This is a genomic window from Pseudomonas sp. GW822-FHT02D10 (assembly GCF_058802345.1).
The window spans coordinates 1-21,761 of sequence record NZ_JBXAOB010000015.1; the positions used below are offsets into that span (position 1 = coordinate 1).

Below are 21,761 nucleotides of genomic sequence, written 5' to 3' on the forward strand. Positions count from 1 at the left end.
GGTGGGTGATGACGGGATCGAACCGCCGACATTCTGCTTGTAAGGCAGACGCTCTCCCAGCTGAGCTAATCACCCTTCACGTTCGGTGTGGCGCGCATTCTACGGAGCAGCCCTACCTCTGGCAAGCACTTTTTAAAATAATTTTTTCAGGCCTTCCAAAGGCTTAGCTGAGGGTTGGCCTATGGCGCTGCGCGGAGAATAATGCCCCCCTTTGCATAAAGGAGAGACTCACCCCATGTGGTTCAAAAACCTGCTTATCTATCGCCTGACCCAAGATCTGCCTTTTGATGCTGAGGCGTTGGAAACTGCACTGGCCACCAAACTGGCGCGTCCATGTGCAAGCCAGGAGTTGACCACCTACGGTTTCGTCGCGCCGTTTGGCAAAGGCGAAGATGCGCCCCTGGTGCATGTCAGCGGAGACTTCCTGCTGATCGCCGCACGTAAGGAAGAACGCATTCTGCCGGGCAGCGTCGTACGTGACGCACTCAAGGAAAAGGTCGAAGAGATCGAAGCCGAACAGATGCGCAAGGTCTATAAGAAGGAGCGTGATCAGCTCAAGGATGAAATCATCCAGGCTTTCCTACCTCGCGCCTTTATCCGCCGCTCGTCGACCTTTGCCGCCATCGCACCGAAACAGGGCTTGATCCTGGTCAACTCCGCGAGCCCGAAACGCGCCGAAGACCTGCTCTCCACCCTGCGCGAAGTGATCGGCACGCTGCCGGTACGTCCGCTGACTGTAAAAATGTCCCCGACCGCCACCATGACGGAGTGGGTCACTACCCAGAAAGCCGCTGACGACTTCTTCGTCCTCGACGAATGCGAACTGCGCGACACCCACGAAGACGGCGGCATCGTCCGTTGCAAGCGTCAGGACCTGACCAGCGAAGAAATCCAGTTGCACCTGAGCACGGGCAAAGTGGTCACCCAACTGTCCCTGGCCTGGCAAGACAAGCTGTCTTTCGTCCTCGACGACAAAATGGTGGTCAAGCGCCTGAAGTTCGAAGACCTGCTGCAGGATCAGGCAGAACAGGACGGTGGTGATGAAGCCCTCGGCCAACTGGATGCCAGCTTCACGCTGATGATGCTGACCTTCGGCGAATTCCTCCCGGCGCTGGTTGAGGCACTGGGCGGCGAAGAGACTCCGCAAGGTATCTAAAGTAAAGTCGAAAGTTGCCCCTGTGGGAGCGAGCTTGCTCGCGATAGCGGAGTTTCAGTCAACATCATTGTTGAATGTCAGTCCCTCATCGCGAGCAAGCTCGCTCCCACATTGGTTTTAAGGCTTCATTTGAATAACAAGGAACAGGTCATGCGTGCACTGGCAGCACTGAGTCGCTTTGTCGGCAACACCTTCGCTTACTGGGTCTTGATCTTCGCGGTGGTGGCCTTCCTGCAACCTGCGTGGTTCATCGGTTTGAAAGGCGCGATCGTACCGCTGCTGGGGCTGGTGATGTTCGGCATGGGCCTGACCCTCAAACTCGAAGACTTCGCTGAAGTTGCCCGCCATCCGTGGCGCGTGGCGCTGGGCGTGGTCGCACATTTCGTGATCATGCCCGGTGTGGCATGGTTACTCTGCCAGGCGTTCCACCTGCCGCCGGAAATCGCCGTCGGGGTGATTCTGGTCGGTTGCTGCCCGAGCGGCACCTCCTCGAACGTGATGACCTGGCTGGCCCGCGGTGACCTGGCACTGTCGGTGGCGATTGCCGCCGTCACTACCCTGCTCGCCCCATTGCTGACGCCGGCGCTGATCTGGCTTCTGGCCTCGGCCTGGTTGCCGGTATCGTTCATGGAATTGTTCTGGTCGATTCTGCAAGTGGTGTTGCTGCCAATCGTGCTCGGCGTGATCTCCCAGCGTCTGCTGGGAGATCGGGTGCGCCACGCGGTGGAGGTGCTGCCACTGGTTTCGGTGGTGAGCATCGTGATCATTGTCGCCGCCGTTGTCGCCGCGAGTCAGGCCAAGATTGCCGAGTCCGGCCTACTGATCATGGCCGTGGTGATGTTGCATAACAGCTTTGGCTTCCTGCTGGGTTACTTCACCGGACGCATGTTCAAGCTACCGCTGGCGCAACGCAAATCCCTGGCCCTGGAAGTCGGCATGCAGAACTCCGGCCTGGGTGCAGCGCTGGCCAGTGCCCACTTCTCGCCACTGGCGGCGGTGCCGAGCGCACTGTTCAGCGTTTGGCACAATATTTCCGGGGCGTTGCTCTCGACGTATTTGCGCAGGATGAGCGAGAGGCAGGACCGCGAACTGGCCGCCCGACAAGCAACCGACTGACTGCCCCTGGAACTTGATCCTCAGGTTAATAATGGGCACTATAGTGCGCATCGTGAGGACGACCTCACGGCTCGATCGAGTTATTCATCTGGGGACGACCCCGTCAATCGATGGAGGTCTTCATGCCTTGGATCATTCTGTTTTTCGCGGGTCTGTTTGAAGTCGGCTGGGCCGTCGGCCTGAAATACACCGACGGCTTCAGCCGCCCTCTTCCCACCGTCCTGACTATCGGCGCCATGTTGATCAGCCTGGGGCTGCTGGGTCTGGCCATGAAGGATCTGCCGCTGGGCACTGCCTACGCGATCTGGACCGGCGTCGGCGCAGTCGGCACAGTCATCGCCGGAATCATCCTGTTTGGTGAATCCATGGCGCTGTTCCGCCTGGCCAGCGTTGCGCTGATCATTGCCGGATTGGTTGGGCTCAAAGTCAGCGCTTAGGCCTCTACCGTTATCGCGAGCAGGCTCGCTCCCACATTGGTTCTGTGTCGTTCACAGATCAAGTGTGGGAGCGAGCCTGCTCGCGATAATTACCTAACGGTGCCACGCAACTCGCCGACCAACACTTGCAACTGCGCCGGCTGCGCGACCTCAACCGCCACCGCCGGTCCGGCCACCACAGTCACTCGCGACCAGAGGCGGTGGAAGAAACCCTTGTCCGGATCGCGACTGAAGAAGCTGCCCCACAACCCTTGCAAGGCCAATGGAATCACCGGCACCGGTGTCTCTTCCAGTATCCGCGTCAGCCCGCCCTTGAACTCATTCATTTCGCCATCGGCGGTCAACTTGCCTTCCGGGAAGATGCACACCAGTTCGCCATCCTTCAGGTACTGGGCGATTCGCTTGAAGGCCCTTTCGTAGATCTGGATGTCTTCCTGGCGTCCGGCAATCGGAATCGTCCCGGCGGTACGGAAGATGAAGTTCAGCACCGGCAGGTTGTAGATCTTGTAATACATCACAAAGCGAATCGGCCGACGCACTGCGCCACCAATCAGCAAGGCGTCGACGAACGACACGTGATTGCAGACCAACAGTGCCGCGCCTTCATCGGGAATCAGCTCCAGGTTGCGGTGCTGCACGCGGTACATGGAATGGCTGAGCAGCCAGATCATGAAGCGCATGCTGAACTCGGGCACGATGCTGAAGATGTAGGCGTTTACACCGATGTTCAGCAGCGACACCACCAGGAACAACTGGGGAATCGACAGTTTGACGATGCTCAACAGCACAATCGAGACAATCGCCGAAACCACCATAAACAGCGCGTTGAGAATGTTGTTGGCCGCGATCACCCGCGCCCGCTCGTTTTCGGCGGTGCGCGACTGAATCAACGCGTACAGCGGCACAATGTAGAAGCCGCCGAAGATCCCCAGCCCGAGAATATCGAACAGCACCCACCATGTGTGGCCAAAGCCAAGTACTTCGATCCAGCCATGGCCTTCAAGACTTTCCGGAATACCGCCGGAGTGCCACCAGAGCAGCAGCCCAAACACCGTCAAACCGAAAGAGCCAAACGGCACGAGGCCGATCTCGACTTTGCGTCCGGAAAGTTTCTCGCAGAGCATCGAACCCAGCGCAATACCGACCGAGAACACCGTCAGAATCAGCGTCACTACGGTCTCGTCACCGTGCATCCACTCTTTGGCGTAGGCCGGGATCTGCGTCAGATAAATCGCCCCGACGAACCAGAACCACGAGTTGCCGACAATCGAACGTGAGACTGCCGGCGTTTGCCCCAGGCCCAGACGCAAGGTCGCCCAGGACTGACTGAAGATATTCCAGTTCAGCCGCAGCTCAGGCGTGGACGCCGCAGCGCGCGGAATGCCGCGGCTGGCCAAATAGCCCAACACCGCAACACCGATGATCGCCGTGGAGACGATCGGTGCGTAGTGACTGGACGACATCATGATCCCGGCGCCGATGGTCCCGGCCAGAATCGCCAGGAAAGTGCCCATTTCCACCAGCCCGTTGCCGCCCACCAGTTCTTCTTCGCGCAAGGCCTGCGGCAGGATCGAGTACTTCACCGGGCCGAACAGCGCCGAGTGAGTGCCCATGGCGAACAACGCCACCAGCATCAGCGACAGGTGATCGAACAGGAAGCCGACTGCGCCAACCGACATGATCGCGATTTCACCGAGCTTGATCAGACGAATCAGCGCGTCCTTGGCGAACTTTTCACCGAACTGGCCGGCCAGCGCCGAGAACAGAAAGAACGGCAAAATGAACAGCAGCGCACACAGGTTGACCCAGATCGAGCGGTCGCCCTCGATCGTCAGCTTGTACAAAATGGCGAGGATCAACGACTGCTTGAAGATGTTGTCGTTGAACGCCCCGAGGGACTGCGTAACAAAAAACGGCAGAAATCGCCGCTTGTGAAGCAAGGTGAACTGCGAAGGGTGGCTCATCTTCCATGTCCCTGAGTGGCTTGGATGCTGTTATTGGAATGTCGCACAGCGATCCAGGCCACAACCTTACCTAAACTTTGCGAATTATTTCGTTAATCCGGCAATACACGGCGAAACAAACAACTCACCGCGCCAGGCGCCTTGAACGGTGCGCTTGGAGACAATCAGCCACATGATCGCCAGCGCGACGACCAATACGCTGCCAAAGAGGCTGAAAAAGGTCAGGTTCAAGGTGCTCGCCAGCTTCAGCGTGGCCAGCGAGTAAACACCCAGCGGGAAGGTAAACCCCCACCAGCCGAGGTTGAAGGGAATCCCGCCACGCAGGTAACGCAGGGTGATCAGCACCGCCATCAACATCCACCACAAGCCGAAGCCCCACAGCGTGATCCCGGAGACCAGGCCCAGCCCGGCGGCGATTTCACCGATACCCGGCAAGCCGTTGGCGGCGAAAATCGCGGGGGCGTCGCTCCCCAGCAGCAACATGCCCAGCGCACCGGTGCCGATCGGCCCCAGCGCCAGCCAGCTCGACGCGGCCATGTTTTCGTGGGGCAGTTTGTGCAGGGCCATGCGCAGCAGCAGGATGGTCAGGATGCTGAACGCCACCGGCAGCGAGAATGCCCACAACACGTAACTGGTCACCAGCACCACCAGTTGCGAGTGGGCATCGGTCAAGTGCGGTGCGAGCAAACCACCGCTGGCCGCCGCGACTTCCGCAGCCACCACCGGCAGCAGCCAGACAGCGGTCATCTGGTCGATACTGTGTTCCTGGCGAGTGAACATCATGTACGGGATCAAGATGCCGCAGGCCAACGACATGGCAACATCCAGCCACCACAACACCTCAGCCACGTGCACGACGCCCTCCCCCCACCGCGGTAAACCGAACAGCAAGAAGCCATTGATGATGGTCGCCAGGCCCATGGGAATGGTGCCGAAAAACATTGAAACCGTGGAGTGGCCGAAAATCCGTCGCGCCTCATCGAAGAAAAACGCCCAACGTGCGGCGTACAACCCGCTGAACAACAGGAACAGGAAAATATTGAACATCCACAGGCCTTCGGCAAAGGCGTGCCTGCCTGGGATCGTCACCGGCAATTGAGCGAGCGCGAGGGCCAGGACCCCAGTGCCCATGGTCGCGGCGAACCAGTTCGGGGTGAACTGGCGAATCGCTTCGCGAGGGTGCTGCAAATGGCTCAAAGGCCGATTAGCGGTTTTGTTGCTGTTGGGGCATTGCATCGCGAACTCCTGTCCTCGGGTGAGGTGGAACTCATGGTAGAACCGAATCGAATATCTATATAACGGGTAATATCTCTAACTATTATCTGTTTTGCAGATATAGGCATTAAACACTGCTTCCCGTATCAATTTGCACGGAAGTATCTCTGCCGCACTAGGATTTACCCGCTGCCCCACAGAGCTTGGCCGGTCGCTGACGCATCACCCCCACCAACGCCCCCAGCGACAACACTATCAACACCACGCCATAGCCATCGGTGGTAGCGATCAGGCCAAAGGTCCGGGTCAGGTTCCCTGCCAACAGCGACGGCAGGCAGAACGCCAGGTAGCTCAGCACATAGAACGCCGACATCAACCCCGCACGCTCATGAGGCAAGGCCAGCGGTACCACACTGCGCAAGGCACCGAGAAAACCGGCGCCAAAACCACTGCCGGCTACCAGAGTTGCGAAGAAAAACAGCGGCAGGCTGGCGCTGTGCACGGCTATCAGAATCAGGGCGATGCCGATCGCCAACAAGCTCGCGCCCAAGCGCAGGACTTTGTCTGCCGGACGATTGCGCAAGGAGAAGATCATCAGCGCGCCGCTGACCGTCAACACGGCCACCAGAGTTCCGCCGATCAGGTTCGAGGTCGAACCGGTCGCCGCACGAACCAGGGACGGTGCCAGCGACAGAAAGAACCCACCCACCGCCCAAACCGCCACATCCACCGGCAGCGCCAACCAAAGCGCCCGTCGCGCCTGAGATGGCACATGCAAGGTGGGACGCAGCGACGCCCAGGCACCGGGTTGCCGACTGACGCTTTCGGGCAGACGCCAGACATACAGGGCTTGCAGCAGGAACAACCCGAACAGAATCCAATAGGCCAACCGCAACGGTTGTGGTGCGTATTCCGCCAGCATCCCGCTGCCCAATGCCCCGCACGCCATGCCCAACAGCGGTGCAACGCTGTTCACCAGCGGTCCTTGCTGCCGGTCAGTATCGAGCAATGCCGCGCCAAGTACGCTGGTGGCCATGCCGGTGGCGAAACCCTGAAGCACACGCGCGGCAATCAGCCAGGCCACACTGTCAGCGTTGATAAACAGCAGCATCGCCAGCATATCCAGCAATAACGCAGCGAAGATCACCGGTTTGCGCCCCAGATGATCCGACAGCGAGCCAACCGTCAGCAGCGCCGCCAGCAGGCTCAAGGCATACACGCCGAAAATCAGCGTCAGGGTCGCCGGAGAAAACTGCAGCGCCTCCTGGTACAGATGATAAAGCGGCGTTGGCGCACTGGAAGCGGCGAGAAAACTCAACAAGGTGATCGCCAGGAACACCAGACTGGAACGATTTGAGACAGAATTGGACATGGACACACTCCACAAAAGCTAACTTTTTGCTTTTGCGGAGTGTGCGACTGGCTTCGGCTTAAAGCAAATTCTTTGTGTTAAGGTCCGCTGCATGGCTATTAAAGAAGCGTTACGCCCCGGCGGCCGAAGTGCCCGGGTGCAGGAATCAATTCACACGGCAGTGCGTGAACTCCTCGAAGAGCAGGAGCGTTCAAGCGTGACCGTGCCGCAAATCGCCACCCGCGCAGGCGTTACACCGTCGACGATCTACCGACGTTGGGGCGATTTGTCGGCACTGCTGGCGGACGTCGCGCTGGCACGCATGCGTCCCGACAGCGAACCGACCAACACCGGCAGCCTGCGTGGCGATTTGCGCGCCTGGGCCGAGCAGTATCTGGACGAGATAAGTTCGGAGCCCGGACGCAACATGATGCGCGACGTGCAATCGAGCGCCACGCCGGGGTATTGCGTGAGTATTCTCAGCGGTCAACTGCAGACAGTTCTGGAGCGTTATCCGGATGAGCCGAAGCCGAGTGTCGACCGACTGATCAACATGCTGGTGGCGCCAACGGTGTTCCGCATCCTGTTCGCGTCCGCGGCGCTTGAAGCGGAAGAACTGCACCAACTGATCGACATCGCGCTGGCCCCGTAGCTACCGAAGGCTGCGATCTTTGCAATCGTCGCAACCGCAAGATCAAAAGATCGCAGCCTTCGGCAGCTCCGGGGGAGATTACGATCTACCGCGAAAACACGTGCGTATCCCCCTGCGACACCCCACCACGCCACGACCTTAGTCGACGCTGACTAACCGAGAGGGTCGTGCGAGACTGTCAGATCGGGCTTGCGTCCCGGATGTCTTTTGCCTGGAGTTCCCATGTCGCTGTCCAGCGGGCTGATTGCCGCCGTCGCCCTGGCCTATATGGCCGTCATGTTCGCCATCGCCTTTTACGGCGACCGCCGCAGCGCGCCGCTGCCGCCGCGAATGCGTGCCTGGGTGTACAGCCTGTCGCTGGCGGTCTATTGCACCAGCTGGACATTCTTTGGCGCCGTTGGTCAGGCGGCCGAACAACTCTGGTCGTTTTTGCCGATTTATCTGGGACCGATCCTGCTGCTGGTGTGCGCGCCGTGGGTCCTGCAAAAAATGGTGATGATCAGCAAGCAGGAAAACATCACCTCGATTGCCGACTTCATCGCCGCCCGCTACGGCAAATCGCAGTCGCTGGCGGTGGTGGTGGCGCTGATCTGTCTGGTGGGTGTATTGCCCTACATCGCCTTGCAGCTTAAAGGCATCGTCCTCGGGGTAAACCTGTTGATCGGCGCCGGTCCTGACGCCATGGGCACCCGTGCCCAGGACACGGCGCTGATCGTGTCGCTGATTCTGGCGCTGTTCACCATCGTCTTCGGTACCCGCAACCTCGACGCTACGGAACACCACCGAGGCATGGTGCTGGCGATTGCCTTCGAGTCGCTGGTCAAGCTGTTCGCCTTTCTCGCAGTCGGCGCCTTCGTCACTTATGGTTTGTACGACGGTTTCGACGACCTGTTCGATCAGGCCATGCTCGCACCACGCCTGGAGGAATACTGGAAAGAAACCGTCAACTGGCCATCGATGGTGGTGCAGACCGGCGTTGCGATGATGGCGATCATCTGCCTGCCCCGGCAGTTCCATGTGACCGTGGTGGAGAACATCGAGCCACAGGATTTGCGCCTGGCCAAATGGGTGTTTCCCGTTTACCTCGCACTCGCCGCACTGTTCGTGGTGCCGATTGCGCTGGCCGGGCAAATGCTGCTGCCGAGCTCGGTACTGCCCGACTCCTTCGTCATCAGCCTGCCACTGGCCCAAGCCCATCCGGCGCTGGCGTTGCTGGCGTTCATCGGCGGTGCATCGGCCGCTACCGGCATGGTCATCGTCGCCAGCGTGGCGTTGTCGACCATGGTCTCCAACGACATGCTGCTGCCTTGGCTGCTACGCCGGAAAAACGCCGAGCGGCCGTTCGAGGTGTTCCGCTATTGGATGCTATCGGTGCGTCGGGTGAGCATCGTGGCGATTCTGCTGCTGGCCTATGTCGCCTATCGCCTGCTCGGTTCGACCGCCAGTCTGGCGACCATCGGGCAGATCGCTTTCGCCGCCGTGACCCAACTGGCGCCGGCAATGCTCGGCGCGCTGTACTGGAAACAGGCTAACCGCCGCGGGGTATTCGCCGGTCTCGCCGCCGGGACGTTCCTCTGGTTCTACACCTTGATTCTGCCGATCGCCGCCAACAGCCTGGGCTGGTCGCTGCACAGCTTCCCAGGGCTGGGCTGGCTGCACGGCAACCCGCTGAACCTGCCGATTACCCCGCTGACCCAAGGCGTGGTGCTGTCGCTGGCCGGTAACTTCACCTTGTTCGCCTGGGTGTCGGTATTGTCCCGTACGCGGGTCTCGGAACACTGGCAGGCCGGGCGCTTCATTGGTCAGGAGATCAGCGCACGGCCGAGCGCCCGTTCGCTGCTGGCGGTGCAAATCGACGATCTGCTGCAACTTGCGGCGCGTTTTGTCGGCGAAGAACGGGCACGCCAGAGCTTCATCCGCTTCGCCTACCGCCAGGGCAAAGGCTTCAACCCGAACCAGAATGCCGACGGTGAATGGATCGCTCACACCGAGCGTTTGCTCGCCGGTGTACTGGGGGCTTCATCGACCCGCGCCGTAGTAAAAGCGGCCATTGAAGGTCGGGAAATGCAGCTCGAGGACGTGGTGCGAATCGCCGACGAAGCCTCGGAAGTGCTGCAATTCAACCGTGCCTTGCTGCAGGGCGCTATCGAGAACATCACCCAAGGCATCAGCGTGGTCGACCAGTCGCTGAAACTGGTGGCCTGGAATCGTCGCTACCTGGAGCTGTTCAACTACCCTGACGGCTTGATCAGCGTCGGCCGGCCGATTGCCGACATCATTCGCTACAACGCCGAACGTGGCCTGTGTGGCCCTGGCGAAGCGGAAGTCCACGTTGCCCGGCGTCTGCACTGGATGCGTCAGGGACGCGCCCACACCTCAGAGCGGTTGTTTCCCAATGGTCGGGTGATCGAGCTGATCGGCAATCCAATGCCGGGTGGCGGGTTTGTCATGAGTTTCACCGACATTACCGCGTTTCGCGAAGCCGAGCAGGCGCTGACCGAGGCCAACGAGGGCCTGGAGCGACGCGTCACCGAGCGCACCCATGAACTGTCGCAGTTGAACGTCGCGCTGACCGAAGCCAAAGGCACCGCCGAGTCGGCCAACCAGTCGAAAACCCGCTTCCTCGCAGCCGTCAGCCACGACCTGATGCAGCCATTGAACGCCGCACGCCTATTCTCCGCGGCCCTCTCCCACCGGGACGACGATCTCTCCAGTGAGACCCGGCAACTGGTGCAACATCTGGACAGTTCACTGCGCTCGGCCGAGGACTTGATCAGCGACCTGCTCGACATCTCGCGCCTGGAGAACGGCAAGATCAACCCGGATCGCAAGCCGTTTGTGCTTAACGATTTGTTCGACACCCTCGGCGCCGAATTCAAGGCTTTGGCGCAGGAGCAAGGGCTGAAATTTCGCCTGCGCGGCAGCCACTTGCGGGTCGACAGCGATATCAAACTGCTGCGGCGGATACTGCAAAACTTCCTGACCAACGCCTTTCGCTACGCCAAAGGTCCCGTGCTGCTGGGCGTGCGGCGCAAGGGCGATCACCTGTGTCTGGAGGTCTGGGACCGTGGCCCGGGGATTCCGGAAGACAAACGCCAAGTGATCTTCGAGGAATTCCAGCGCCTCGACAGCCACCAGACCCGCGCCGAAAAAGGTCTGGGCCTGGGCCTGGCGATTGCCGACGGCTTGTGCCGGGTGCTCGGCCATCAACTGCAAGTGCGTTCCTGGCCAGGCAAAGGCAGTGTGTTCAGTGTTAGCGTGCCACTGGCCCACGCGCAAACCAGTGCGTCGAGTAAAGTTGCCGAGCTCAATGGCCGACTGCCGACGGGTGCGCAGGTGCTGTGTATCGATAACGAGGACAGCATTCTGATTGGCATGAACAGCCTGCTCTCGCGCTGGGGCTGTCAGGTGTATACCGCGCGCAACCGCGATGAATGTGCCGTGCTGCTCGGCGACGGCATGCGCCCGCAATTGGCGCTGGTGGATTACCACCTCGACAATGGCGAAACCGGCACCGAGTTGATGGCCTGGCTACGCACCCAACTGGGTAAGCCGGTACCAGGTGTAGTGATCAGCGCTGACGGGCGACCGGAGATGGTTGCCCAAGTGCATGCGGCGGGCCTGGAATACTTGCCGAAACCGGTGAAACCGGCGGCGTTGCGGGCGTTGTTGAGTCGGCATTTGCCTTTGTAATGGCCGCCTCGATATTTACTCTGGCAACTCCGCCAACCCATCGACATCGGTCATCGCCCGCTCCAGCAGATCTGCCGGCAAACTTTTGCTGGCCCGTGCGCCGAGCAATTTGAGCTGTTCGCTGCGGCTGACCAGATTGCCGCGGCCTTCCGTCAGTTTGTTACGTGCAGCACTGTAGGCTTTGTCCAACTGCTGCAAGCGATTGCCGACCTCGTCCAGATCCTGAATAAACAGCACGAACTTGTCGTACAGCCAACCTGCGCGCTCGGCGATTTCCCGGGCGTTCTGACTCTGACGCTCCTGCTTCCACAGGCTGTCGATGACGCGCAATGTGGCCAGCAAGGTGGTCGGGCTGACGATGACGATATGGCGGTCAAAGGCTTCCTGAAACAGATTCGGCTCGGCCTGTAATGCGGCGGAAAAAGCCGCCTCGATGGGCACGAAGAGCAAGACGAAATCCAGGCTGTGCAGACCGTCCAACCGCTTATAGTCCTTATCGGACAGGCCTTTGACGTGATTACGCAACGACAGCACATGCTGTTTTAGCGCCGCCTGGCCGATTGCGTCGTCGTCAGCCGCCACGTATTGCTGATAGGCCGTCAGGCTGACCTTGGAGTCGACCACCACCTGCTTGTCGCCCGGCAGATAAATCAGCACGTCGGGTTGGAAGCGCTCGCCATCCGGGCCTTTGAGACTGACTTGAGTCTGGTACTCGCGACCCTTCTCCAGGCCTGCGTGTTCCAGCACTCGTTCGAGAATCAATTCGCCCCAATTGCCCTGGGTTTTCTGTCCTTTGAGCGCGCGTGTGAGGTTGGTCGCCTCGTCGCTCAAGCGCAGGTTCAGTTGTTGCAGACGCTCCAGCTCCTTGGCCAGCGAGAAGCGCTCGCGGGCTTCAGCCTGATAGCTTTCCTCGACGCGTTTCTCGAAAGATTGAATGCGTTCTTTCAACGGATCGAGTAACTGACCCAGGCGCTGCTGGCTGGTTTCGGCAAAGCGCTGCTCGCGCTCATCGAAAATTTTCCCGGCCAGCTCGGCAAACTGCGCCCGCAGCTCGTCCCGCGAGCCTTGCAGGTCGCTCAGGCGTTGCTGATGGCTTTCTTGCTGCTCACGCAGCTCGGCATTGAGTGATGCTGCCTGAGCGTCCAGCCGCCGCAACTCGGCTTCTTTGCTGCTGCGCTCCAGGTTCCAGGCATGGGCCGCGTCACGGGCGTTGTCGCGCTCGATCTGCAACAGCTCGACTTCACGGCGCACGGCAGCCAGATCGGCTTGCTTGGCGGCATTGGCCTGGCTCAGGTCACTGATTTCATCGCGGCAGGCATCGAGTTGCGCATTAAGACCGTCCTGCGCCAATTGCGCAGTACTCAGGCGCTCTTCAAGCAGCGCCAGCTCGGACTGCCCGGTGCTCAGGCGCCGCTGCAGTTGCCACGCCAGCACCAACAACGGCAGCGCAGCACCCGCCAGGCCGAACAATACACTGGTCAAGTCCATAGCCATGACGACTCCTGCCGATGAATTAAGGCTCGAAGGTTAACCAAGCCGTAAGGGCTTGGACAGCTCAGTCTTCGATCTGACCAAGTTCCCGCTGGGCGCGCCGGTCGCCGGCACGCGCGGCCTGGCGCAGCAGGTCCTGACCAATGCGTCGATCGCGGGCATTACCGCATTCGCGGCACATCAATTGCCCCAGACGACTTTGCGCAGCCACCACTCCTTCACGGGCAGGAGCCTTGAGCAAACGCCCGGCGAGATGTTTGACGTTGGGATTTTCGCCCAGGCGTGGATTGTCGAGCAGCCATTCGGCGATTCGCATCGAAAAACGCTTGGGTGGAGTAACACCTGAGGGTGTGGAGGTAGCAGAGGTTGATACTGGGCGAAACTTCATAAAGTACTGTGGGGCAGATCGGAAGGCGCGCCACTCTACTCCTTTTTTCGTACGGGTAAAGTCGAAAAAAAGCCTGCACGCCCGTCCTAGAGCAAGCGCTTGGGACAATCCACAGAAGCTGTGGATAACTCAGTGGACAACCCATCCGGAACTCGCCAGAAGCCCTGTGGAATGGGGCCCGCAGTCAAACTGACGATTTTTTCACCAGTAAAAAAAAGCGATGTTTTTCATTGACTTAAATTTCCACTACAGGCACCCACTGCACTTGAAGATGAAATGACAGGCGGGTGACAGCGCGCGCAACTAATGTGCACAAGTACCTTTGAGGTGGCTATATCACCGCCCTTTTTTCGTGCGCTTCGTAGGAAATCAGTCACAACGAGCCTCACCGCACCAGCGTTTCAAGCGAGGTGATGGCTGACGCCACCGGACACTTGGCGACCCAATTGTGTGCTTTACTGTTGCCGCGATGTTTTACCCGCGACTGCGGATGCTCCAGGTACGACACATTCCCGCCAACGAGCAGAGCGATTCAAGCACGAACAAAAGTTTTTTGCCCAACACACTTCCTTTCCTGGATTCAATCCGTTAGTATCCGCGGCGTTAGTACCAAGCTGAAAGTCAATTCTGGTCGAACAACTCCTGCGGTATACCTTCCCTAAAGAGAAGCCTCTACCGACATCACGGGACCGACCACCTCGATGGTTTCCAGGTAACGCTTGCGACAACACTGCCTTTGAATCGAATGCAAAGGGTGTTGCGAAGCTCACTTACTCTGACCGAACCAACCTGCAAATTGATCAGGATCTTCACCCCGGGCCCAGAACCTTTGCCCTTGATGTGTTGCCTGCCCTCCTAAGTACCTACCTGCCGGCCCAAACGCGCAAAAATCATAGCGCTTCAACTGGCTGCTTTGTTCCAGTCGGGTTCTTCGTTCGATCAATGGTGATCGACGTTACTGGAACGCTTTAACGTTGCACGGTTCTTATCCGTGTCATTTGTAGGAACACCCAATAACCATGTCTACTCAAATCCATACTCAGGATGCCATTCGCACCCTAACCAACGCTTTTGCACCAATGAACTGCCTGATCATGGCTGCTCGCAAAGGCTGCTTCAGCTTCACTCTGGTCAATGAACACGGCATCGCTCGTCACAGCGAACGCCTGTACCCCGATCAATACTCCAGCGCCGAGCCGCTGCAGGCCGTGATCGAGCGTACCCGTCAGGCACTGGTTGCCTGAAACGCCAGAAAAGCTGAAAACTTCGAAAGCCCTGCCCAAAAAGCAGGGTTTTTTATTGCCTGATATTTCTCCATTCGCTGTACCGGCTTAAGCACCAAGCGATATAACGGTTATAACTCGAAGCCAGAAATATTTTAAAAACAGAACTTTACAGCGCGAATATGACACTACACTTCAACTCAAGCGGCTTGATCCGCTTCCGGCGATCCTGAACCGATCCAACGCTGCCAAGCTCCCTGTCAGGAATCGCCGCCCACTTCACGTTTCGAGGGCTTTATGGGTATCGCCGCCAGCGAACTGTGCCGTTATGTGATCCGTCCGACGTTGATATACCTCGGACGCCACAGCACGATAGCCGAATCCCTGCTACTGGGCGTCGCCGCCAGTCAGTCCGCTCTCGGCTCCGCCCTGCATGACCGCCGCGGACATGGCCTGTACCGGATTGCCGAACCTCGCCACCAGGCGCTTTGGGATCACTACCTGGCGCTGGACCCGGAACGCGCCAGCCTGGTTCGCGGCCTTGCCAGCCAGCATGCATTTCTCAGCGGCCCGCACCTCGAACTGACCGTCAACCTGCGCTACGCCACGGCCATCGCCTGGCTGTTAATAGAAGAACAAAACACCCCGCTCCCCGAAGCAGATGACCTGCTGGGCATGGCCCGAATCTGGCGCCAGACCTTCCAGCCGCAAGGTCGTCTGCGCGACTTCACCTGTGCCTGGCAAACCTGTGTGTCACCGCTGAATCAGATCGCCTGTTAACCGGGCAATTTGCAAGATCGCGCATATAGACGCGAATTTGGTCTGATTGTCCTACAAAAGCGCTCTATCTCAAGCCATACAGCCTATAGCGCTGGAACGAAAATGTTGGTAATTTTCGCCCCGGTGATCACCAGGAGTTCTAATAATGAAAAAAGTAATACTCAAAACCACCCTTAGCCTCGCCGTTACCTTGGCATCCACCCAGATCTTCGCAAGTGGCTTTGCCCTCAACGAACAGAGCATCAGTGGGATGGGGACTGGTTTTGCGGGACGCTCTTCATCTGCCGATGATGCAAGTACTGTATTTGGTAACCCTGCCGGCATGTCGCGAATCAAGCGCCAGGAAGTCACTGGCGGACTGGCAGCTATCGATGCCTCGTCTGATATCACGGACGCCCAAGGCGCCCATCCGGGCACCAACAAAGGCGACATGGTGCCACTCACAGCCGTTCCGATGGGCTATTACGTCAAGCCGATAGATGATCACTGGGCATTCGGCCTCGGCGTCTATGCACCTTTTGGTCTGATTACCAACTATGAAAGTGGCTTCCAGGGTGGCGGCTTCGGCAGCAAGAGTGAAGTCAAGGTTGTCACCTTCCAGCCGACCGTCAGCTACGCCTTTAACGATAAAGTATCGATCGGTTTCGGCCCGACCATTAACCGCATTGGCGGCACTCTCGAGTCGGATGTACCTCTTTTTGGCGACACACACGTCAAAATCAAAGGGGACGATACCGCTCTGGGCTACAACTTCGGGGTCTTGGTACAAGCTACCGACACAACTCGCGTCGGCCTGACCTATCACTCGAAAGTGAAATACAATCTCGAAGGTCATACCGATATCACCGCAGGCGCAAATGCTCCTTCCGCCTTCCTGAAAAGCAATCGATACGATGCTTCGCTGAAAATCGAAACACCTGAATCGGTCGACTTCTCCGTGACACAACAGCTGACGGATGCGTGGACTCTGTATGCAGGTTCCACCTGGACTCGCTGGAGCCGTCTGAAAGACATCACCGTCGACAACGATGGCGTAACCGCGGCACAAGGTGGTGCATTGTCCCCAGCCCTGTTCGGCACCATCAAGGAAGAGCAGAACTGGCACAATACCTGGGCCTACGCCATCGGTACGTCCTACCAGTTGAACAAGCAGTGGGTATTGCGCACTGGCCTGACCTTTGACCAGTCGCCTACCAACAATACTGACCGCTCCCCACGCATTCCTGTTGGTGACCGCACGATCTTCAGCCTTGGCGCTGGCTACAACGTCACCGATGATCTGACCATCGACGTCGCCTACTCCTACCTCAAGGAAGAAGCTGTCACGGTGAATCGCACCAACCAGGTAGACAGTTACAGCGCCAAGTACGAAAACAGCGCCAATGGTTTTGGTGTCGGCGCGACCTACCGCTTCTGATTCACAGCGAGCCTGAACGGTTCGCCTGCTGAATTGAAAAAGCCCCGCTCTCTTGTACAGAGACGGGGCTTTTTAGTGGGCACTGACTCAGCAAGAACCCATACCGAGTTGCATCAATGCCAGACCACCCTGATGCCAGCCCCACCAGACCAGCGCCAACAGCAGCGCGCCAGCTCCGGCAGCGAACCACACTCCGACTCTGTTCATGCAGCACTCGCCTGAGCCTGCAACCGCGCCACCGGGCGCTCGCGCACTGGCCAGTTCAAGGCTGCCGCCAATAGACTCAAAAGAATCGCCACCTGCCAGATCAAGTCATAACTTCCTGTTCGATCGTAAACCACCCCACCCAACCAGCCGCCAAGGAACGAGCCCAACTGATGGAAGAGGAAAACGATACCACCGAGCATAGAGAGGTTTCGCACACCAAACAGTGTCGCTACCGTGCCGTTGGTCAAAGGCACCGTCGACAGCCAGAGAAACCCCATGGCCATGCCGAACAGATAAGCACTGGCCTGCGTCACTGGTGCCCAGAGGAACAGGCCGATCACCACCGCACGCAGCAAGTAGAGGCCGGTCAGAAGACGCGGTTTGGACATGCGCCCGCCGAGCCAGCCAGCGGTGTATGTACCGAAGATATTGAACAGACCGATCAACGCCAACACCGTGGTGCCGACGCTGGCGGGCAGGTGCTGATCGACCAGATAGGCTGGCAAATGCACACCGATGAACACCACTTGAAAACCGCAGACAAAAAAGCCGAACGCCAGCAGCCAGAAACCCGAGTGCGAACACGCTTCGTGCAGCGCCTCGGACAGGGTTTGCTCATGACCGAGCACTGGCAATGGTTTGTCTTTGAGCATGCTGACCAGCGGCACAATCAGCGCCACCAGCATGCCCAACACCAGCAGCGCGGTCGACCAACCGAGCCAGCCGATCAACCCCAGCGTGCCAGGCACCATGGCGAACTGGCCAAAGGAGCCGGCAGCACTGGCGACTCCCATACCCATGCTGCGTTTCTCTAGCGGCAGGGCACGCCCCACCACACCTAGAATCACCGAGAACGAGGTACCGGACAGACCGATGCCGATCAACAGCCCGGCACTCAACGACAGCGACCAGGCCGAGTCGGACAAGCCCATGAACACCAAGCCAACGGCATACAGCACACCACCGACCAGCACCACTTTCGCCGCGCCGAAGCGGTCCGCCAAGGCCCCTGTGAATGGCTGAGCCAGCCCCCAGATCAAGTTTTGCAGGGCGATGGCAAAGGCGAACACTTCACGTCCCCAGCCGAACTGCGCGCTCATCGGCGGCAGAAACAACCCGAAGCCATGTCGTACGCCAAGCGACAACGCAAGAATCAGCGCGCTCCCGAGTAGAACCCAACCACTGGTACGCCACATTGATGTCATTCTTATTCTCCGGTAGCGGGTATATACCCGCTTAAGTTCGAGCTTACATTTGGAAAGGCCCGCCGCCTAAGGCGAGTTCATCCAGCAAGGCCAGCAAGGTTGCGCGCTTCTCCGCGCCCAGACGATCAATCAGCCGCTGTTGTGCCGCTTCCCAGGCCGGTAAGGCCGCTGCCAAGCGTTCCCGGCCGGTTTCGGTCAGCTCCACGATGCGATTGCGCTGGTCTTCCCCCTCAACCATCTTCACCAGCCCCTGCCCCTCCAGCACCCGCAGATTACGCCCCAAAGTGCTGCGATCCAGACCCATGGCTTCCGCCAGGGTCGAAATGCTCGGTTGATCGAGACGCTGCAAATTGCACAGTAAGGAATACTGCGCAACATTGATCCCGAAGCCGTCGAGGGCGCCGTCGTAATGCCTGCTGACGCCACGAGCGGCGCGACGCAGGTTGGTGCATAAACATTGAGAGGCTAGCATGGTGCGTGTATATACCCGCGATTAACTTAAAGCAAGTTTGATTATCAAACGGCCGTTAGGCTGCGCACGTCGAAGGTTACTCTCAGAGCAGCGCCAGCCCCACCAGCACCGTCACTTCCAGCAGCTCCAGCAACGCCCCTGCCGTATCGCCGGTGGTCCCGCCCAGACGCCGCAACATCACCTGACGCAACCAGAAGAACATCAGCGTCGCCAACACCAGCGCAAGGACACCGCTCCAACCGCCGATCAGCACGCAGGCCAGCGCGCTGAGCAACAACACCTGCAGACCGGCCTTGCGCGGCAGATGGTCGGCCAGCGCCTGCCCCAGACCGCCAGCGCGCACATAAGGCGTACCCAGAAACAACCCGAGCAAGGCGCTGCGACCGATCAACGGTGCGAGGATCAAACCAACGATGGAGTGCTGATCGATCAACGCCACTAACGCCGTGAACTTGAGCAACAGCACCAGCACCAGCGTCACCACTGCGATCGGCCCACTGCGCGGGTCCTTCATGATCGTCAATGTGCGTTCACGATCACCAAAGCCACCGAGCCAGGCGTCGGCGCTGTCGGCCAGACCGTCGAGGTGCAAACCACCGCTGAGCACCACCCAAACACTCAACAGCAACGCCGCATGCAGCAATGTTGGCGTACCGAGCAACAGCCCATTCAGCGCCCACAACAGCCCACCAAACAGCAGCCCCACCAATGGATAAAACAGCAGCGAACGCCCAAGCTCCTGAGGCGCGGGCATGCCCGGCAGACGAATCGGCAAGCTGCTGAGAAATTGCAGAGCGATCCAGAACGGCAGCATGTTCAGCCCTCTTCCCTGAGCACGACATCCGCCTCGACGCGCAGCGAAAACAGCGCGCCATGACCAACTTCAACATTGAGCAACTGTTCACGCGGCAATCCACGCGCCTGGGCCAGCAACAAACGCATGACCCCACCGTGACTGATCAGTAGCACTCGCTCGCCTGCGTAGGCCTGATGCAAGCGCTCGACGGCCGCCAGCACCCGTACGGAAAACACGCTCACCGGCTCACCGTCAGGAGGCGTGAACCCGTAGGGATCAGCCCAGAACAGCCCCAGCGACTCAGCGTCGGTTTCCATCAATGCCGCCGCGCTCTGCCCTTCCCAGACTCCGAAGTGCAGCTCTTGCAGGTTTTTGTCCAGCTCGACCGGCACACCCAACCGCTCGGCCAGTTCCTCGGCAAAGCGCGCGCAACGTTGCAGCGGCGAGCTGACCAAGCGATCCCACGGACCTCGGTCAATCACCGCCGCGCGCATCTGCTCCCAACCTTTAGCGGTCAGCGCGTCATCCAGGCTGCCGCGCAAACCGCCACCGAGTTCGGTTTCACCGTGGCGCAGCAGGTCCAGGTGCAACGTCATGCCGGGCGATCGGCTACAGCCGCTTCAGCGAAGGTCGCCATTCGCCCGTGCAGGTCACAGGCCAGACGCAGCAACGGCACCGCCAGCGCCGCACCACTGCCCTCGCCCAGTCGCAAGCCGAGATCCAGCAAAGGCTCGGCATTCAAGGTTTCCAATACATGCCGATGACCTGGCTCAGCCCCGCGATGGCCAAACAGCAACCACTCACGGCAAGCCGGATTCAGGCGCACTGCGACCAATGCTGCAACGCTACAAATAAAGCCGTCGACCAGCACCGCCAAACCTTCTTGAGCACAGGTCAGATAAGCGCCGACCAACGCGGCGATTTCAAAACCACCGAGGTTGAATAACGTCTGCAACACGTCACCGCGCTGAGCAGCATGCAACGCCAAGGCGCGTTCAATCACCTGAGTTTTATGGGTCACACCTACTGCGTCCAAACCGGTGCCCGGCCCAGTCAGATGTGCCACCGGGCAATCGAGCAGTGCACAGGCCACAGCGCTGGCGGCGGTGGTATTGCCGATGCCCATCTCGCCGCCAATGAACAGCTCGGAACCTTCAGCAATCGCCCGCAGCACGCTGTCGCGGCCGGCCTGCAAGGCTTGCTCACCCTGAGCTTGCGTCATTGCCGGGCCGTGCACGAAGTTTGCGGTGCCCGGACCGATATGCAAATGGCGTACGCCCCGCAGATTCAACGAAGGCGTAACAGTACCGAGGTCGACCACTTCCAGCCGTGCCTCAAGTTGCCGCGCCAATACGCTGATCGCCGCGCCACCGCTGACGAAGTTGTGCAGCATCTGCCCGGTGACTTCCTGCGGGAACGCCGAAACGCCTTCGGCGACCACCCCGTGATCACCGGCAAAAATCGCAATCCACAGCTGATTCAGGCTCGGTTTGACCCGACCTTGCAGCCCCGCCAATTGCACCGCTGCCGACTCCAGTTGCCCGAGAGAGCCAGCCGGTTTGGTCAGTTGTTGCTGCCGGGCCGCCGCCTGCTCATGGGCTTGCATATTGATCGGCTTGCACGGGTTCAGCCACCAGGAGTGAGTCATAACGCAGTTCCTTTCAAAGTCAGGGGCAGGCCGGCGACGGTCAACACGACACGCTGACAGCGCTCAGCCAGGGCTTGATGCAACCAACCGGCTTCATCGACATAGCGGCGAGTCAATTCGCCCAGCGGCACGACACCCAGACCGGTCTCGTTGCTGACAAAAACAATTTCCCCCGGCAGCGACGCCAGGCAATCCAACAGGGCTGTACGCTCATGTGCCAGACGCTCAGGATCTTCAAGCATCAGCAGATTGGTCAGCCACAAGGTCAAACAATCCACTAGCAGGCAACGCTCGGCGCTGGCGGTTTCGCGCAGCACCCGGGCCAGTTCCAGTGGTTCTTCAATCAGTGCCCATTCAGGCGGGCGACGCTCGCGGTGATGAGCCACGCGGGCATTCATTTCGCCGTCCAGCGGCTGGCTGGTGGCGATGTACGTCACTGCCAGGCCACTTTCGCTGGCGAGTTTTTCAGCCAGAAGGCTTTTACCGGAACGGGCGCCGCCGAGAATCAGTTGCAACATGGTCATAACCTTTTAATTGGCGGTGTAACGAC

Annotated in this window: 19 protein-coding genes and 1 tRNA gene; 8 read left to right on the forward strand and 12 right to left on the reverse strand. The window is 59.3% G+C overall.

Going from position 1 to position 21,761, the window contains the following annotated elements; translation table 11 throughout:
- Positions 1-2 precede the first annotated feature (2 nt).
- Positions 3-75: transfer RNA gene (locus AC1RPZ_RS21205), tRNA-Val, on the reverse strand.
- 160 nt (positions 76-235) lie between these two features.
- On the opposite strand from AC1RPZ_RS21205, the gene rdgC reads away from it, so the two are divergent.
- The 3 genes from rdgC to sugE all read left to right on the forward strand — a co-directional run bounded on the left by rdgC (position 236) and on the right by sugE (position 2,709).
- Complete coding sequence (rdgC, locus tag AC1RPZ_RS21210) at positions 236-1,156, forward strand: recombination-associated protein RdgC (protein WP_493139138.1); 921 nt, start codon at positions 236-238, stop codon at positions 1,154-1,156.
- A 150-nt stretch (positions 1,157-1,306) separates the two neighbouring features.
- Positions 1,307-2,272, forward strand: coding sequence for a bile acid:sodium symporter family protein (locus AC1RPZ_RS21215; protein ID WP_493139140.1), 966 nt, complete (start codon positions 1,307-1,309; stop codon positions 2,270-2,272).
- 122 nt (positions 2,273-2,394) lie between these two features.
- Positions 2,395-2,709 (forward strand): quaternary ammonium compound efflux SMR transporter SugE, encoded by a 315-nt coding sequence (sugE, locus tag AC1RPZ_RS21220; protein WP_493139142.1) that lies wholly within the window; start codon positions 2,395-2,397, stop codon positions 2,707-2,709.
- Between the two features lie 89 nt (positions 2,710-2,798).
- Here the strand turns inward: sugE and AC1RPZ_RS21225 are convergent, their stop codons facing one another.
- From AC1RPZ_RS21225 to AC1RPZ_RS21235, 3 genes are all read right to left on the reverse strand, one after another.
- Positions 2,799-4,673 (reverse strand): MFS transporter, encoded by a 1,875-nt coding sequence (locus AC1RPZ_RS21225; protein ID WP_493139144.1) that lies wholly within the window; start codon positions 4,671-4,673, stop codon positions 2,799-2,801.
- A gap of 84 nt (positions 4,674-4,757) precedes the next feature.
- A complete protein-coding gene (locus AC1RPZ_RS21230; protein ID WP_493139145.1) occupies positions 4,758-5,909 on the reverse strand; it encodes a TDT family transporter in 1,152 nt (383 codons plus the stop codon).
- Positions 5,910-6,063: 154 nt separating this feature from the next.
- Positions 6,064-7,260: an MFS transporter gene (locus tag AC1RPZ_RS21235; RefSeq protein ID WP_493139146.1), complete on the reverse strand. Its 1,197-nt coding sequence runs from the start codon at positions 7,258-7,260 to the stop codon at positions 6,064-6,066.
- A 91-nt stretch (positions 7,261-7,351) separates the two neighbouring features.
- Here AC1RPZ_RS21235 and AC1RPZ_RS21240 point away from each other — a divergent pair, with 91 nt between their 5' ends.
- Complete coding sequence (locus AC1RPZ_RS21240) at positions 7,352-7,891, forward strand: TetR/AcrR family transcriptional regulator (RefSeq protein WP_493139148.1); 540 nt, start codon at positions 7,352-7,354, stop codon at positions 7,889-7,891.
- A 222-nt stretch (positions 7,892-8,113) separates the two neighbouring features.
- A complete protein-coding gene (locus AC1RPZ_RS21245) occupies positions 8,114-11,584 on the forward strand; it encodes a hybrid sensor histidine kinase/response regulator (RefSeq protein ID WP_493139149.1) in 3,471 nt (1,156 codons plus the stop codon).
- 15 nt (positions 11,585-11,599) lie between these two features.
- Here the strand turns inward: AC1RPZ_RS21245 and AC1RPZ_RS21250 are convergent, their stop codons facing one another.
- Positions 11,600-12,964, reverse strand: coding sequence for a DNA recombination protein RmuC (locus tag AC1RPZ_RS21250; protein ID WP_493139330.1), 1,365 nt, complete (start codon positions 12,962-12,964; stop codon positions 11,600-11,602).
- A gap of 175 nt (positions 12,965-13,139) precedes the next feature.
- Positions 13,140-13,463, reverse strand: coding sequence for a sel1 repeat family protein (locus tag AC1RPZ_RS21255; protein ID WP_493139151.1), 324 nt, complete (start codon positions 13,461-13,463; stop codon positions 13,140-13,142).
- 1,019 nt (positions 13,464-14,482) lie between these two features.
- Here AC1RPZ_RS21255 and AC1RPZ_RS21260 point away from each other — a divergent pair.
- From AC1RPZ_RS21260 to AC1RPZ_RS21270, 3 genes are all read left to right on the forward strand, one after another.
- On the forward strand, positions 14,483-14,707 hold the full coding sequence (locus AC1RPZ_RS21260) for a hypothetical protein (protein ID WP_007898912.1): 225 nt from the start codon (positions 14,483-14,485) through the stop codon (positions 14,705-14,707).
- A gap of 276 nt (positions 14,708-14,983) precedes the next feature.
- A complete protein-coding gene (locus AC1RPZ_RS21265; RefSeq protein WP_019693082.1) occupies positions 14,984-15,466 on the forward strand; it encodes a hypothetical protein in 483 nt (160 codons plus the stop codon).
- Positions 15,467-15,611: 145 nt separating this feature from the next.
- Positions 15,612-16,883, forward strand: a complete 1,272-nt coding sequence (locus tag AC1RPZ_RS21270; protein WP_493139153.1) for an OmpP1/FadL family transporter — start codon at positions 15,612-15,614, stop codon at positions 16,881-16,883.
- A gap of 203 nt (positions 16,884-17,086) precedes the next feature.
- On the opposite strand, the gene AC1RPZ_RS21275 is transcribed toward AC1RPZ_RS21270, so the two are convergent.
- The 6 genes from AC1RPZ_RS21275 to cobU form a co-directional block, all read right to left on the reverse strand.
- The gene (locus AC1RPZ_RS21275; RefSeq protein ID WP_493139155.1) at positions 17,087-18,295 is read right to left on the reverse strand and encodes an MFS transporter; all 1,209 of its coding nucleotides are present in this window, start codon (positions 18,293-18,295) and stop codon (positions 17,087-17,089) included.
- A gap of 43 nt (positions 18,296-18,338) precedes the next feature.
- Positions 18,339-18,767 carry a MarR family winged helix-turn-helix transcriptional regulator gene (locus AC1RPZ_RS21280; RefSeq protein ID WP_493139157.1) on the reverse strand — a complete coding sequence of 143 codons (429 nt, stop codon included), beginning with the start codon at positions 18,765-18,767 and terminating at the stop codon, positions 18,339-18,341.
- 82 nt (positions 18,768-18,849) lie between these two features.
- Complete coding sequence (locus tag AC1RPZ_RS21285) at positions 18,850-19,581, reverse strand: adenosylcobinamide-GDP ribazoletransferase (protein ID WP_493139159.1); 732 nt, start codon at positions 19,579-19,581, stop codon at positions 18,850-18,852.
- Between the two features lie 2 nt (positions 19,582-19,583).
- Positions 19,584-20,159: an alpha-ribazole phosphatase family protein gene (gene cobC / locus AC1RPZ_RS21290; RefSeq protein WP_493139161.1), complete on the reverse strand. Its 576-nt coding sequence runs from the start codon at positions 20,157-20,159 to the stop codon at positions 19,584-19,586.
- Positions 20,156-21,211: a nicotinate-nucleotide--dimethylbenzimidazole phosphoribosyltransferase gene (gene cobT / locus AC1RPZ_RS21295; RefSeq protein ID WP_493139164.1), complete on the reverse strand. Its 1,056-nt coding sequence runs from the start codon at positions 21,209-21,211 to the stop codon at positions 20,156-20,158. The genes cobC and cobT overlap by 4 nt, the downstream gene beginning before the upstream one ends.
- The gene (gene cobU / locus AC1RPZ_RS21300; protein ID WP_493139165.1) at positions 21,208-21,729 is read right to left on the reverse strand and encodes a bifunctional adenosylcobinamide kinase/adenosylcobinamide-phosphate guanylyltransferase; all 522 of its coding nucleotides are present in this window, start codon (positions 21,727-21,729) and stop codon (positions 21,208-21,210) included. The genes cobT and cobU overlap by 4 nt, the downstream gene beginning before the upstream one ends.
- Positions 21,730-21,761: the final 32 nt, after the last annotated feature.